The sequence below is a fragment of the Arthrobacter sp. NPDC057009 genome (assembly GCF_042673905.1).
Classification (GTDB): Bacteria; Actinomycetota; Actinomycetes; order Actinomycetales; family Micrococcaceae; genus Arthrobacter.
The window spans coordinates 161,568-174,818 of the sequence record NZ_JBHUSB010000003.1 but is presented as its reverse complement, the minus strand read 5'-3'; the positions used below and the strand labels follow the sequence as shown (position 1 = coordinate 174,818).

General features: G+C 65.4%; 13 protein-coding genes. 9 read left to right on the top strand and 4 right to left on the bottom strand.

Annotated features, from left to right (window positions below; all coding sequences use genetic code 11):
• Positions 1-41: 41 nt before the first annotated feature.
• From ACFTR6_RS05325 to ACFTR6_RS05315, 3 genes are read right to left on the bottom strand one after another with little or no spacing between them, the layout of a single operon-like run.
• Complete coding sequence (locus ACFTR6_RS05325; protein WP_377957134.1) at positions 42-1,544, bottom strand: NAD-dependent succinate-semialdehyde dehydrogenase; 1,503 nt, start codon at positions 1,542-1,544, stop codon at positions 42-44.
• A 35-nt stretch (positions 1,545-1,579) separates the two neighbouring features.
• Positions 1,580-3,259: a BCCT family transporter gene (locus ACFTR6_RS05320; RefSeq protein ID WP_377957133.1), complete on the bottom strand. Its 1,680-nt coding sequence runs from the start codon at positions 3,257-3,259 to the stop codon at positions 1,580-1,582.
• Between the two features lie 30 nt (positions 3,260-3,289).
• A complete protein-coding gene (locus tag ACFTR6_RS05315) occupies positions 3,290-4,240 on the bottom strand; it encodes a flavin reductase (RefSeq protein WP_377957132.1) in 951 nt (316 codons plus the stop codon).
• 118 nt (positions 4,241-4,358) lie between these two features.
• Between ACFTR6_RS05315 and ACFTR6_RS05310 the strand changes: the two genes are divergently transcribed.
• From ACFTR6_RS05310 to ACFTR6_RS05275, 8 genes are all read left to right on the top strand, one after another.
• Positions 4,359-5,081, top strand: a complete 723-nt coding sequence (locus ACFTR6_RS05310) for a GntR family transcriptional regulator (protein ID WP_377957131.1) — start codon at positions 4,359-4,361, stop codon at positions 5,079-5,081.
• Between the two features lie 53 nt (positions 5,082-5,134).
• Positions 5,135-5,803, top strand: coding sequence for an amino acid synthesis family protein (locus ACFTR6_RS05305; protein WP_377957130.1), 669 nt, complete (start codon positions 5,135-5,137; stop codon positions 5,801-5,803).
• The gene (locus ACFTR6_RS05300) at positions 5,800-6,351 is read left to right on the top strand and encodes an amino acid synthesis family protein (RefSeq protein WP_377957129.1); all 552 of its coding nucleotides are present in this window, start codon (positions 5,800-5,802) and stop codon (positions 6,349-6,351) included. Before ACFTR6_RS05305 ends, ACFTR6_RS05300 begins: the two co-directional genes overlap by 4 nt.
• Entirely contained in the window at positions 6,348-7,088 is a 741-nt protein-coding gene (locus ACFTR6_RS05295) for an alpha/beta fold hydrolase (protein ID WP_377957128.1), read from the top strand. Before ACFTR6_RS05300 ends, ACFTR6_RS05295 begins: the two co-directional genes overlap by 4 nt.
• Positions 7,085-8,566 (top strand): aldehyde dehydrogenase, encoded by a 1,482-nt coding sequence (locus tag ACFTR6_RS05290; protein WP_377957127.1) that lies wholly within the window; start codon positions 7,085-7,087, stop codon positions 8,564-8,566. Before ACFTR6_RS05295 ends, ACFTR6_RS05290 begins: the two co-directional genes overlap by 4 nt.
• An 11-nt stretch (positions 8,567-8,577) precedes the next feature.
• Complete coding sequence (locus ACFTR6_RS05285; RefSeq protein WP_377957126.1) at positions 8,578-8,799, top strand: 4-oxalocrotonate tautomerase family protein; 222 nt, start codon at positions 8,578-8,580, stop codon at positions 8,797-8,799.
• Positions 8,800-8,815: 16 nt separating this feature from the next.
• The gene (locus ACFTR6_RS05280) at positions 8,816-9,883 is read left to right on the top strand and encodes an LLM class flavin-dependent oxidoreductase (RefSeq protein WP_076800041.1); all 1,068 of its coding nucleotides are present in this window, start codon (positions 8,816-8,818) and stop codon (positions 9,881-9,883) included.
• A 183-nt stretch (positions 9,884-10,066) separates the two neighbouring features.
• Positions 10,067-11,482 carry an MFS transporter gene (locus ACFTR6_RS05275; RefSeq protein WP_377957125.1) on the top strand — a complete coding sequence of 472 codons (1,416 nt, stop codon included), beginning with the start codon at positions 10,067-10,069 and terminating at the stop codon, positions 11,480-11,482.
• A gap of 53 nt (positions 11,483-11,535) precedes the next feature.
• Here the strand turns inward: ACFTR6_RS05275 and ACFTR6_RS05270 are convergent, their stop codons facing one another.
• Entirely contained in the window at positions 11,536-11,934 is a 399-nt protein-coding gene (locus tag ACFTR6_RS05270) for a YgjV family protein (protein WP_076800037.1), read from the bottom strand.
• 268 nt (positions 11,935-12,202) lie between these two features.
• Here ACFTR6_RS05270 and ACFTR6_RS05265 point away from each other — a divergent pair, with 268 nt between their 5' ends.
• A complete protein-coding gene (locus tag ACFTR6_RS05265) occupies positions 12,203-13,126 on the top strand; it encodes a LysR family transcriptional regulator (protein ID WP_076800035.1) in 924 nt (307 codons plus the stop codon).
• The last annotated feature ends 125 nt before the right edge of the window (positions 13,127-13,251 follow it).

Genomic DNA, 13,251 nt, shown 5'->3' with positions numbered 1-13,251 from the left:
CGTTTTGGGGCCACAACTGTCCGTTCGCGCTTTGCCGGGCTTTAGGCGTAGGGGTCTGCGATGCCGATGTACTGCGTGGTGGTGTATTCGGTGATGCCTTCCGAGCCTCCTTCACGCCCCAGCCCGGACTGCTTGACGCCGCCGAAGGGTGCCGCGGCATTGGAGATGACGCCTGCATTGAAACCGACCATGCCGAATTCGATCTGCTCTGACACGCGGAACATCCGCTCGTAGTCGCGGGTGTAGAGGTAGGCGGCCAGGCCGTACTCGGTGGCGTTGGCCATGGCAATGGCCTGTTCCTCGGTGCTGAACGTGGTGACCGGGGCGACCGGACCGAAGATCTCGGTGCGCAGGATCTCCGCGGTGTTTGATACGCCCGCCAGGACGGTGGGCTGATAGAAGTAGCCGGGGCCATCCACAGGCGCGCCGCCGGTGACGACAGTTGCGCCGGCGGTGACGGCGTCTTCCACCAGGGCGTGCACATCCTTGCGTGCGCCGGCGTCGATCAGCGGGCCCACCGTCACGCCGGCCTCGGTGCCGCGGCCGGGCCGGAGGGCTTTCATCGCCTCGGCGAATTTGCCGGTGAACTCCTGCGCCACGGATTCGTGCACGAGGAACCGGTTGGCGGCGGTACACGCCTCCCCCATGTTCCGCATCTTTGCCGCCATCGCGCCCTGCACCGCCTTGTCCAGGTCGGCGTCCTCAAACACAATGAACGGGGCGTTCCCGCCCAGCTCCATCGAGGTGCGCAATACGTTCCGGGACGCCTCCGCCATCAGCTGCTTGCCCACCGGCGTCGAGCCTGTGAAGGACACTTTCCGCAACCGCGCATCCTTCATCAGGGGCCCGGAGATGGATGAGGCCGACGACGACGACACGACGTTCAGTACCCCGGCTGGCAGGCCCGCCTCGGTCATCACCTGCGCAAAGAGTTGCGAGGTCAGCGGCGTGAGCTTTGCGGGCTTAAGCACCATGGTGCATCCTGCCGCCACGGCAGGGGCAACCTTGCGGGTGGCCATGGCGAGCGGGAAGTTCCACGGGGTGATCAGCAGGCAGGGGCCGACCGGCTTGTGCTGGACGAGGATCTTGTTTTTGCCCTCGGGAGTGGTCAGATAGCGGCCGTAATCCCGCACCGCCTCCTCTGAAAACCAGCGCAGGAACTCGGCCGCATAGGCCACCTCGCCCCGCGCCTCGGCCAGCGGCTTGCCCATCTCGAGGGTCATGAGCAGGGCGAAGTCCTCCGCCCGTTCGGTCACCAGCTCGAAGGCCCGGCGCAGGATCTCTGCCCGCTCACGCGGCGCGGTCCGCGCCCAGGCCGCCTGGACGCCGTCGGCCGCATCCAGCGCGGAGAGGGCGTCTTCGCTCGTCGCGCTGGCCAGCGTTGCCAGAACCTTGCCGGTCGCCGGATCCTCGACGTCGAACGTGCCGCCGTCGGACGCGTCCCGCCACTGCCCGCCGATCAGCAGGCCGGTCGGCACGGAGGCGAGGAGGGAGGATTCCAGCTCGGTCGAGGCGGCAGGGGAAAGCGCAGAAGTAACTGTCATCAGGAAGTCCTTTTAGGAGGTGTCAGAAGCTGGTGCTAGGCCTGGGGCTTGAGGATCCGGTTGAGATCGCGCTGCGTGAGGGCGCGTGTCCCTTCGAACTGGGGGTCCTTCCTCAGCTCGATCACCAGGCCGGCTCCGAGGAGGGCCACGATCACGGTGAACGGCAGTGCCGACAGCATTGCTGCCTGCTGGAGTGCGCTGAGGCCGCCGACGATGAGGAGCACGACCGCGCACAGGCCGGTCAGCAGGCCCCAGGTGGTCAGGACCGGCTTGGTTGGATTGAGCGTTCCGCGGGAGGACATCATGCTCAGGACGAAGGTGTTCGCGTCCGCGCCGGAGACGAAGTACATCACCACCAGGAAGATCGACACGACGGAGGTGAGCCCGGACAGGGGGAGCTCGGCGAGGGTGGCGAAGAACGCTGAGTTGACGTCCTCGAGCGCAGCGGCCCCGATCTGGCCCCCATTTTCCATGTCGAACTTGATTGCTGAGCCGCCGAAGATGGTGAACCATGCGAAGAAGACAATGCTCGGGACGATCATGACGCCTGCGATGAACTGGCGGACCGTGCGCCCCCGGGAGATCTTTGCGAGGAAGACGCCGACGAAGGCGCCCCAGCTCAGCCACCAGGCCATCATGAAGTAGGTCCACCACTGCATCCACTGGACGTCTTCCGGCGTGCTGGGGGTCAGCAGGCTCACCGCGAAGAAGCCGCTGAGGTATTCGCCGAGCGAGCGGAAGAACAGGTTCGAGATGAAGTTGGTGGGACCGGCGAACAGCACGTAGAGTCCCAGCCCGGCGGAGAGAACCATTGTTCCCTGGCTTAGGTATTTGACGCCGCGGTGCACGCCGGAGAGCGCGGACAGTGTGAAGATCACGGTGATGACGGCGATGATCAGGATCTGGCCCAGGAGGTTGGAGGGGATGCCGAACACACGGTCGATGCCTTCGCCGATCTGGGAAGCGCCGAGCCCGAGGGACGTCGTCGTCCCGAAGAGGGTGGCGATGATGGCGAACACGTCGATCATCTTGCCGAACCAGCCGTCGACCAGCTTGCCGAAGACCGGGCGCAGCATCGGTGACACCAACCCTGCATTGTTGCGGCGGTGCGTGGAGTATGCGATGGCGAGGCCGAAGACGCCGAATACTGCCCAGGCGTGGGGGCCCCAGTCGAAGTAGGAGAACTGCATGGCCCGGACCGCGGCCTCCGAGGTGCCGGCTTCGGCCAAACCGTGGGGCGGCGAAGCGAAGTGCGAGATCGGCTCGGCCACACCGTAGCTGATGAGGCCAATTCCCATGACCGCGGAGAGGATCATCGCCAGCCACGACCAGGTGCTGAAGTCGGGCTTCGCGTCGTCGGCGCCGAGCCGGATGGTTCCGAACCTGCTGAGGCCGATGTAGATGAGCAGTCCGATGCAGCCGAGGGTCACAGCCAGGTAGCTCCAGCCGACGCTCTGTGCCACCCAATCCATGGCCGCGGTCATGACGGCACTCAGGTTCTCGGGTGCCAATGATGCCCAGGCCGTGAACGCGCCGATCAGCCCGACGGCCGCCCAGAACACTGCTCCGGGTTTGTGCCGCAGGCGGTCTGCCTTGGCCATTGCTGTTTCAGCCGTCGGCTCACCGGCAGTGGGCGAGTCGGCGAGCTGGTGGTTTTCGCCCATGCCGGAGGATGTGTCTTCCATCAGGTCCTCAGCATTTTTGATGTGGGTCATGAGTGCTCCAAATTGCAGTTCGCTGGCGTCTCAGAGTTCCTCGAGGCGCGCGCCGTCAAAGAAGTGGCCTGCTTTATAGACCATCGGAGCCGCTTCAGCGACTTCGGCGTGCCGGACCCGGCCGACGAAGATCGTGTGGGTCTTGGCCTGGAAGCGCTCCTTGATTTCTGCCTCGAGTGAAGCCGCCGACCCGTCGATGAGCGGCACGCCGTTGGGTCCTGCATGCCATTGAAGGTCTGCGAACTTGTCCGGTGTTTTCGAGGCGAATGTCCGTACGGTTCCCAGCTGGTCGTTGCTGAGGATGTTGATTCCAAGGTGCGATGACTGGAACAGTGCGGGATAGGTCGACGACGTCTTCTGGACGCAGACGAGAACCAGCGGCGGGTCGATGGAAATTGAGGCGTAGGAGTTTGCGGCCAGGCCCCGCGGGTTGCCGTTTTCGTCAACGGTCGTCACGACAGTAACCCCGGTGATGAACTGGCGGTTGAATCCCTTCATGAGGTCCTGCGGGAGGTTGCCGGACAGGTTGTCGACGACGACTTCCGGGATTTCTTCCTCGAAAGCGGAGCCGAGGGACGGGATGCCCAGGTGGGCGAGGAGTTCGGCTGCGTCCCAGGTAACCCGCTCATAGGCGATCCGGCCGTCGCGCAGGGTGATGGCGTTCGAGCCGCGGGTCTCGACGGTGCGTCCGGTAGGCGGAACCCCGCCAAGGGGGTGCGTGAACGTGCCGGTGGTGGTCCAAAAGATGGCCATGTCATCACCGTTGGCGATGACCTTGTCGATGCGGGTGGTGAGGTCCGGGAATGCCGCCCGGACATCGAGGATTTCCTGCTGCAGTTCCTTCAGTCCGGTGATCTTTTTCGTGCCGGCGCTCTCCCGGCGGTAGTCGGCAGTGACGATTGCGTCGAAAGCGTTGACGTCGCCCTCGTCCCAGGCTGCCGTCCACGCTGCGGTCAAGGTGTCAGAGAATGTCTGTTGCATGCCACAACCGTAGGCCTGAGTGTGATCTGCGTCAATAGGAGTATTCGAAAATGCTGAAAAACCGGCAGTTCTCGCCCAGCTCTTGACGAAGCTCTTGTATGCAACATAGGTTTGATGCATGCAAGAAGCCATCCAGTTGCGAAAGCACGCACCGGCGTCCGCTAATCAGGCCAGCCTTTTGGACAAGCTGCGGAAGCTGGTCCTCAGCGGCGAGTACCCCCCGGGCGCCCCACTGCCGGAGCTGTTCCTGGCAGAGGAATTCGACGTAAGCAGGACGCCTGTGCGGGAGGCGCTCAAGCAACTGGAGAACGAGGGCCTCGTCGAGATCAGGCCCAAGGTAGGGACCTTTGTCCGGATTCCGACGCGCCGGGAGATCGTTGAGCTCTTCCAGCTGAAGGAAAGCCTTGAGGGCCTGGCCGCCAGCCTGCTCGCCCGGCGGGGCCCGGTGCCGGAAATGGAAATCCTCAAGCGCAACATCGAGGAGTCGGAGCGCGCTGAACGACGTGCGGACAGCGTCAGGTACGCGGAACTCGTCCACGAGTTCCACTGGACGATCGTCAACGGCTCCGACAACTCCAAGCTCGTCGAGCACTACGGGCGCCTCATGAACCAGCTTGCCTACCACCGGATTGTCCTCGAGACCGTTGAGCGCCCCGCCCGTATGCGAGCCTCCATCCGGGAACACCAGTCGGTGGTGGATGCGCTCCTGGAAAAGGATCCTGTTGGCGCCGAGCTTGCCATGCGCGGCCACGTCAATGCCTCCAGCCTGGCTGCGGCGCGCGGCGCCGACACCGGCACTGCCGCCGGTGCAGAACAAGCCGGCGCACAAACAGATGCTTAGCTACCGAAAGGAACCCCATGACTGCCACTAGCTCCCCGAAGAAGGGTTGAACCGTGTCCGAGACCGCCACCACCCCCGTCGCTGAGGGAACCAATCCAGCGTCCGCCGTCGAAGAACTCGCCCGGGAACTCGGCGTCCGAAAAATCACGGTCCTGACGGAAGAAATCCTCCGCGACGGGTCAGGCGCCCTGGCCACCAGCGTGACCAGGGCGGCGGCAGCCGCAGTCATCCGCAATCCGTGGATCGGTTCGGCTGTCTCAACCGACCTGGCACCCGAAACGGAACGCATAGCTCCCGTGCTCGCGAAAATTCTCACCGACCGCCTCACGGCAGCTCTGGGAGGTGCCGGCGAGATCGAGGCTTTCGGCAAATCCGCCGTTGTCGGGCTGAAGGGCGAGATTGAGCACGCCGCGGCGCTGATTCACACCCCGTTCTTCGGCAACCTCGTCCGCGAGTTCCTCGAAGGCACGTCAATCCTCTCCTTCTCGGACGACCGGGCAGAGCCTGGAACCACCATCGCCGTGCCGATGTGGCACAAGGAAGCCGCTTCCACGCGCAGCCACTACCAAACCTTGACGCTGAACCTGAGCGACGCGCCCCACCCCAACGAAATTGTCGTGGTCGCCGCCGCCTCTACGGGGTCGCGTCCGCATCCCCGCATCGGTGACCGAACCACCGACCGCCCCGTAACCGCTGAAATCCTGGAGGGAATCCTGCCGTGAACATCCGCAAGATCGTTACTTTGTCCGAAGAAATCCTTACCGAGGGCGGCCGCCCCGTAACGCCCGGTGCCCGGGTCGCGATCGCCGTCGCCGTCGTGGACAACCCCTGGGCCGGCCAGGGCTTCGTCGAGGATCTCACCGAGGGCATCGATGCCACCGCCTCGGACCTCGGCGCCCTCCTGGCCCCCAAGGTGATTGAAGCCCTCGGCGCTCCCGTCGAGGCCTACGGCAAGGCGGCCATCGTCGGCATCGAAGGCGAGATCGAGCACGGCTCGGCGCTGATTCACACCCTGAAGTTCGGTGACCACTATCGCAAGGCCGCTTCCGCCACCACGCTGCTGCCCGCCGTCGAGAAGCGCGCGCCGGCCGGTACCGTCTTCGACATCCCGATGAAGCACATTACGGATGCCACCATCCGCTCGCACCACCAGAGCGTCGAGGTCAGGGTGGCTGACGCTCCCCATCCCGGTGAGATCCTCATCGCCCTTGCAGCCTCCGCCCAGGGCCGGCCGCAGGAGCGCCTGGCGCCCCTGTCCACGGAGCAATGACCCACGTGCCTGAAACCCCCGTTGCCCTCCTGCACGGTGTCGGCCTCGACGCGGGCATGTGGGCGCCGGTCCAAGATGCCCTCAAGCGGAACTCGGTGGCCATCGACCTGCCGGGCCATGGACGGCAGCCGGCCCTGACGCAGCCCACCTCCCTGGCCGAACTGGCCGAGGATGTGCTGGCCCGGCTACCCGGGCGAAGCCACCTGGTGGGGTTTTCGCTCGGCGCCCTGATCGCCCAGTACATCGCCAGATACCACCCCGACCGGGTTGCGACTCTGACGTGCGTGAACTCCGTGTGCCGGCGCACGGAGGCTGAATCACAGGCGGTGATGGCAAGGCTTGCCTCCGCCGAGCAGAACTTCATGGCGACCGTCGAGGCATCCATCGACCGCTGGTACACCGGCACTTCCGTGCCCGCTGATGTTGTGGAAGCGACCCGCCGCACCCTGGAGGCTAACGACGTCGGGTCCTTTGTGCACGCTTACCGCGTCTTCGCCCTCGGGGACGCGGTCATCGGTCCGGAACTCGGCAACATCCAAGTTCCTACCCTGGCCGTCACCGGAGAGCTGGACCCGGGATCGACACCCGAGATGACGCAGCGCCTGGCGGCTGCCGTCCCGGGCGCGAAGAGTCTCGTCGTGCCCGGCGCACGGCACATGCTGCCGGTCCAGGACGCCGACGTCCTGGCCGGGGCCATCAACGACTTCATCCAAGAATCCGAAGGAGAACGGGCATGACGCTTCGACTCGACCACTTCATCGGGGGTACCTGGTCTGCTCCCGCCGGCGGGGAATACTTCGCCAGCACCAACCCGGCAACGCTCGAGCTGCTGTATGAGGCGGCAAGGGGAACCGAAGAGGACGTCCGCCGTGCCGTGGCAGCAGCCAAGGAGGCGTTCGAGTCCCCATTGTGGCGCGACCTCACCGCCACCAAGCGCGGCCACCTCCTCCGCCGCCTCGGCGATCTGATCGGCGAGCACGCAGACGAGCTTGCCGAACTCGAAACCCTGGACAACGGCAAGCTGCTGCGCGAGATGCGCGGCCAGCTCGCCTCCCTGCCCGAGTACCTCTACTACTACGCCGGGCTAGCGGACAAGGTCCAGGGAAGCCAGATCCCCACGAACTCGATCACCATGCTGAACTACACCCAGCGCGAACCGCTCGGCGTTGTCGGTGCCATCACACCATGGAATTCGCCGCTGACGCTGACCACGTCCAAGCTCGCCCCTGCGCTGGCCGCCGGCAACACCGTGGTCATCAAGCCCAGCGAGTACACCTCCCGGACGATCCTCCGCGTGGCCGAACTGGCCTCCCAGGCCGGGTTCCCGGACGGTGTGGTGAACGTCGTCACCGGCTTCGGCCAGGAAGCCGGGGCCGCGCTGGTCAGCCACCGCGATCTCGCGAAGATTTCCTTCACCGGATCCACCCAGACCGGTGCGCGCATCGCCGCGGAGACCGCGTCTCGCTTCATCGGCTCGACCCTTGAACTCGGCGGCAAGTCCCCCAACATCGTGTTCGAGGACGCCAACGTATCCAATGCGGCGATGGGTGTCATCGCCGGGATCTTCGCGGCAGCGGGCCAGACCTGCATTGCCGGCAGCAGGGTCTTCGCGCACCGCAGCGTCTACGACGAACTCGTTGAGCGCGTTGCCGAACGTGCGGCTTCGATCATCATCGGCGACCCGCGGCTGGCCACCACGGAGCTCGGCCCACTCGCCTTCGGCGCCCAGCTGGACAAGGTGAGCTCCTACGTGGACATCGGCGTCAGCGAGGGTGCCACGGTACGGACAGGAGGCAAGCGCCCGGACATCGATCTTCCCGGCTACTTCTTCTCCCCCACCGTGCTGACCGGCGTCGACAACACCATGCGCGTGGTGCGGGAAGAGATCTTCGGGCCGGTCGCCGCGATCATGCCCTTCGACTCCGAGGACGAGGTTGTGGGCCTGGCCAACGACACCGAGTACGGCCTCGCCGCCGGCATCTGGACCCAGAACCTCGCACGCGCCCACCGCATGGCCCGCCGGTTGGAAGCAGGCACGGTGTGGGTCAACACCTACCGCGCCATGTCCCCCATGTCCCCGCGGCAGGGGTTCAAGAACTCCGGCGTCGGCATCGAGCACGGGCTCGAGTCCATGCATGAGTACACCCGGCTTAAAAGCGTCTGGATCAACACCGACGAAGGACCCGTCTCCGACCCCTTCGTCCTGCGCAGCTGAGGAAGCCCGCCATGCCTCTTATCGAAGTTTCCATCGCCCGCGGCCGGACCCCCGAGCAGCTCCGCTCCCTCATCGCCGAGCTGCACCGAGCCGCTGAGACCGCTGTGGGCGCGGTGCCGTACAACACCACCGTCATCGTCCGTGAAATCGAGCACGAACACTGGTCCCGCGGCAACCAGACCATCGCCGAACGCAACGCTGCATCCGTCGCACAACAGGCGTCCAGCAAGTAAGACCAAGGAGTCACCAATGCGCTTTTCCCTTTTCGTCCACATGGAACGCTGGGACGAGTCCGTCTCGCACCAGGAATGCTTCGAGAACCTGACCGAGCTCGCCCTCATCGCGGAGGCCGGCGGATTCAGCACCGTCTGGATCGGTGAGCACCACTCGATGGAGTACACCATCTCCCCCAGCCCCATGCCGCAGCTCGCATACCTGGCGGCGCGCACCTCCCGCATCCGGCTGGGCGCCGGCACGATCATCGCTCCCTTCTGGAACCCGCTACGCGTCGCCGGCGAGTGCGCCCTCCTGGACGTCATCAGCAACGGCCGGGCGGAAGTGGGGCTGGCACGCGGTGCGTACCAGTTCGAGTTCGACCGCCTCATGGGCGGCATGTCGGCGGTCGACGGCGGCAAGCACCTGCGCGAAATGGTGCCTGCCGTGCGTGCCCTGTGGGAAGGTGACTACGCGCACGACGGCGAGGTGTGGCAGTTCCCCACCTCCACGAGCGTGCCCAAGCCGCTGCAGAAGCCGACGCCGCCCATGTGGATCGCCGCCCGCGACATCTCCTCGCACGAGTTCGCCGTCGCCAATGGCTGCAACGTGATGGTGACGCCGCTGATGAAGGGCGACGAGGAGGTCGAGGACCTGGCGCGGAAGTTCGACACCGCCGTCGAGAACAATCCCGGTGTCCCCCGCCCGGACCTCATGGTGCTCCGCCACACGCACGTCCACGCCGCGGACGACCCCGAAGGCTGGCGGCGTCCGGCCGAGGGCATCAACAAGTTCTACCGGACGTTTGATGCCTGGTTCGGCAACAAGACCACCCCGAAGAACGGCTTCCTGGAGCCCAGCCCGGAAGAAAAGTTCGCCGAACGCCCGGAGTTCACCCCGGAGTCCCTGCACCGGACCGCGATGATCGGCACGCCCGATGAGGTCATCGAACGGCTCCGCCACTACGAGGCACTGGGCGTGACCGAGTTCAGCCTCTGGTCCGACAACAGCCTGACCCACGAGGAGAAGAAGCGCTCCCTCGAGCTCTTCATCGAACAGGTCATGCCGGCTTTCCAGGAGCAGCCCGTCTCCGCGGCACGCTAAGCCGGGGCAGGACTGAGCGCGAACGGACACTTGTGGCCCCATTTTCACGGCGTTTTGGGGCCACAACTGTACGTTCGCGCTCAGTTTAAGCACGGCGGCGGGTTAAGCACGACGGCGGGAGGTCCCGCCGTCGTCCGCTTACGGGCCGTGACCGGCGCGTGGGTTGTCAGTACACTGGGACGCATGACCGAGCAGGATCCGGCCCCGGTCGAGGAGGCCGAGGCTCCGCGTCTGGCCGATCCCGACGCCGTCGACACATCCCTGCGCACCCCGGCGCAGCGGTCCCGCACCTTCGCCGGAATCCTGGTGAACACGGCGCTTGCCAACGTCACCACCAGCTACCTCTGGTTCGCCCTCACGTTCTGGGTGTACCTGGAGACGCGGAACGTGATCGCCACCGGGGTGGTCGGTGGCGCGTACATGCTGCTGATCGCCCTGTCCAGCATCAGCTTCGGCACCTTCGTGGACCGCTACCGCAAACTGGCGGTGATGCGCTTCGCCGCCGCCTTCACCCTGGTGATGTTCCTGCTGTCCGGCGTCATGTTCCTGCTGACACCCGCCGCCATGCTGCTGGACCTGACGCAGCCGTGGTTCTGGCTCTTTACGCTGATCATCCTGGTCGGTGCGGTGGTGGAGAACATGCGCAACATCGCACTGTCCACCACGGTAACCATCCTCATCGAGCCCGACCGGCGTGCCAATGCCAACGGGATGGTGGGCATGGTGCAGGGACTGATGTTCATCGTCACCTCCCTGCTCTCCGGGCTGTCCGTCGGGCTGCTCGGCATGGGGTGGACGATCGTCGTCGCCCTGGCGCTTACCGCTTTGGCCTTCGCGCATCTGCTGACCCTGCGCATGCCCGAGGAAGTGCGCGCTGCCGCCACGGACGCGCAGGGAGGATTCGATCTGCGCGGTTCACTGGCCGCAGTGCTTGCCATCGCCGGGCTGTTCGCGCTCATCCTGTTTTCCACATTCAACAACTTCATCGGCGGCGTCTACATGGCGCTGATGGATCCGTACGGGCTGGAGATGTTCTCCGTGGAGATGTGGGGCGCCGTCTTCGCGCTCGGCTCCACCGGATTCATCATCGGCGGCGCGCTGATCGGCAAGTTCGGGCTCGGCGCGAACCCGCTGCGCACCATGCTCATCGCCGTGGCCGTGATGGGGCTGCTTGGTGCCGTGTTCACGCTGCGGGAGTGGGCCTGGCTGTACGTGGCCGGCATCTGGCTGTACCTGGTCCTGATACCGTTCGTGGAGGCCGCCGAGCAGACGGTCATCCAGCAGGTGGTTCCCCTGCCCCGCCAGGGCCGGGTGTTCGGATTCGCCATGGCTTTCGAGTCCGCGGCGGCACCGGTCACCGCGTTCCTGATTGCCCCCATCGCGCAGTTCTGGATCATCCCTTACGCGCGGTCCGCCGAGGGCGCAGCGCAGCTGGCCCCGCTCCTGGGCGAGGGTACCTCCCGCGGCATTGCCCTGGTGTTCCTGGTGGCCGGTGTGATTATGATCGCGGCCGCCCTGGCAGCCTTCCTGACCCCGGTCTACCGCCGGGTCTCGGCCTCGTATGTGCAGGCAGCCGCCGCCCCTAATGAAGCGGTGTAACAGCAGAAATGCCGTGAGACGGACGACGGCGGGACGTCCCGCCGTCGTCCGCTTTAGGCACAGCGTGCTTGCGGGCCGTCAACAATGGCCAGCTGGCCGGTTTCGGGGACACCGGGAAACTGCACCTGCGGCGCCTCAATGATGGCCAACTGGCCGGTTTCGGGGACGCCCGGAAACTGCACCTGCGGGGCTTCGGCGGCCGGTGCCGGAGCGTCCTGCGCGGCGCGCATGCGGACCAGCGCCACCGCAGAAATGAGGAACCAGGCGATGTTGGTGACCACGGACGGCCACGCTCCGTGGAACGCGCCATTGACAATAAAGGCACAGGAACCGAGGAGATTCGCGATCTGGAAGCCCTTGCCAGCCTTCAGCCACCCCATGGACACAGCCAGGTACGCACTGAGGATCGCAACCGCCCCTGCCCAACCAGAAATTTCAAACAGCAGTTCCATGGCGTCCTTTCAGGGTTGTGCCCGGCTGCCATTCGCTGATCGGAGTGGAGGGGCGGGCCATATATGTGTGTGGTTCAGAAGAGGCTCCATTGCCGAAGGGATAAGGGACGCTGTACCAGCGTTGGCTTGGCCCCGGGATGTGGACCTTCCAGTTGGTCCGCCCGGCCTTAATTTTCCCACTGTCCTGTAGTTACAACAGCAATTATGAGGAAGAAGAATCTTTAGATCAATTGCATTCCGCTGAAGATATGGTTTAGAACTTCTTAACATGGATATCGATCCGCGAAGGCTGCGAGTCCTCCTGGCTGTTGCCCGCACGGGCGGGGTCCTCGCCGCGGCAGACGAACTGGGGATTACGCCGTCGGCCGTGTCCCAGCAACTGAACAAATTAGAGGAAGAGACGGGGCACGCTTTGGTCGTGCGCACGCCCAAAGGCTCGGTTCTCACGCCCGCCGGCCTGGCCGTCGCAGAGGCCGGCGAAGAGATCGAGCGCGCCCTCAGTGTGGCGCGAGCCCGGATAGAAGGCGGCGCCAAGATCTCCGGCGTGGTGCGGGTGGGCGGATTCACCAGCTTTGTCCGCACGGTGGTGATCCCGCGCCTGCCCGAGTGGCGCAGCCAGTATCCGCAGTTGCAGATCCGGATGATTGAGGACGACTTCCCGGCCCTGATGCGGCTGCTCCGGCAGCGCGCGCTCGACGCCGTGGTGGTCGAGCTCGATTCGACGACGTCCGGCCAGCGTTCGATGTCCGCCGGAATGACCGAGGAGCCCCTGCTGGATGAGCCCTGGAAACTGGTGGTACCAGCCGGCGCACTGCTCAGCACCGAGAACATCGACCTCGGCCGCCTGCCCCTTCCGTGGTTGGGCGTCGAGTCCTCGGCCGCCAACGCGTCGGTGCTCGGCAGGCTCCGCGAGTCAACGGGCGCCCAGCTGGAAACCGTGCACCAGTACCAGGACACACTGACCGCCCTGGCGCTGGTCGCTGCAGGTGAGGGCGTCGCCATCGTGCCCACCCTGGCGTTGAGCGGCGTCGTCCAGGACGGGGTGGACGTTCTGGATGTCCCCGGCCTGGGCACGCGGCGCATTGTGCTGCGGCGCTTTGACCGGCGGCGGTCAGCCAGCTCCCCGGTGGACACGGTCGCGCGCCTGCTGCGGGAATCCGCTGCCGCCTTCGACACCCGGTCGACGTCGTGAGCGTTTTCTACTAGTCCCAAATTCTCCGGCAATTGGGTGGGGTACGGCTATTTCCGGCAACCCGATCCGGGCCTATTGTGATAGGCACCACAGCTGGAATTGGCATTTCCAGCCGCAAAGGCGAA

Excerpts from the sequence above, each read along its gene's own strand:
- ACFTR6_RS05295 (WP_377957128.1), top strand. The coding sequence starts at position 6,348 with ATGACCCACGTGCCTGAAACCCCCGTTGCCCTCCTGCACGGTGTCGGC.
- ACFTR6_RS05290 (WP_377957127.1), top strand. The coding sequence starts at position 7,085 with ATGACGCTTCGACTCGACCACTTCATCGGGGGTACCTGGTCTGCTCCC.
- ACFTR6_RS05280 (WP_076800041.1), top strand. The coding sequence starts at position 8,816 with ATGCGCTTTTCCCTTTTCGTCCACATGGAACGCTGGGACGAGTCCGTC.
- ACFTR6_RS05310 (WP_377957131.1), top strand. The coding sequence starts at position 4,359 with ATGCAAGAAGCCATCCAGTTGCGAAAGCACGCACCGGCGTCCGCTAAT.
- ACFTR6_RS05325 (WP_377957134.1), bottom strand. The coding sequence starts at position 1,544 with ATGACAGTTACTTCTGCGCTTTCCCCTGCCGCCTCGACCGAGCTGGAA.
- ACFTR6_RS05265 (WP_076800035.1), top strand. The coding sequence starts at position 12,203 with ATGGATATCGATCCGCGAAGGCTGCGAGTCCTCCTGGCTGTTGCCCGC.
- ACFTR6_RS05275 (WP_377957125.1), top strand. The coding sequence starts at position 10,067 with ATGACCGAGCAGGATCCGGCCCCGGTCGAGGAGGCCGAGGCTCCGCGT.
- ACFTR6_RS05285 (WP_377957126.1), top strand. The coding sequence starts at position 8,578 with ATGCCTCTTATCGAAGTTTCCATCGCCCGCGGCCGGACCCCCGAGCAG.
- ACFTR6_RS05270 (WP_076800037.1), bottom strand. The coding sequence starts at position 11,934 with ATGGAACTGCTGTTTGAAATTTCTGGTTGGGCAGGGGCGGTTGCGATC.
- ACFTR6_RS05320 (WP_377957133.1), bottom strand. The coding sequence starts at position 3,259 with ATGACCCACATCAAAAATGCTGAGGACCTGATGGAAGACACATCCTCC.
- ACFTR6_RS05315 (WP_377957132.1), bottom strand. The coding sequence starts at position 4,240 with ATGCAACAGACATTCTCTGACACCTTGACCGCAGCGTGGACGGCAGCC.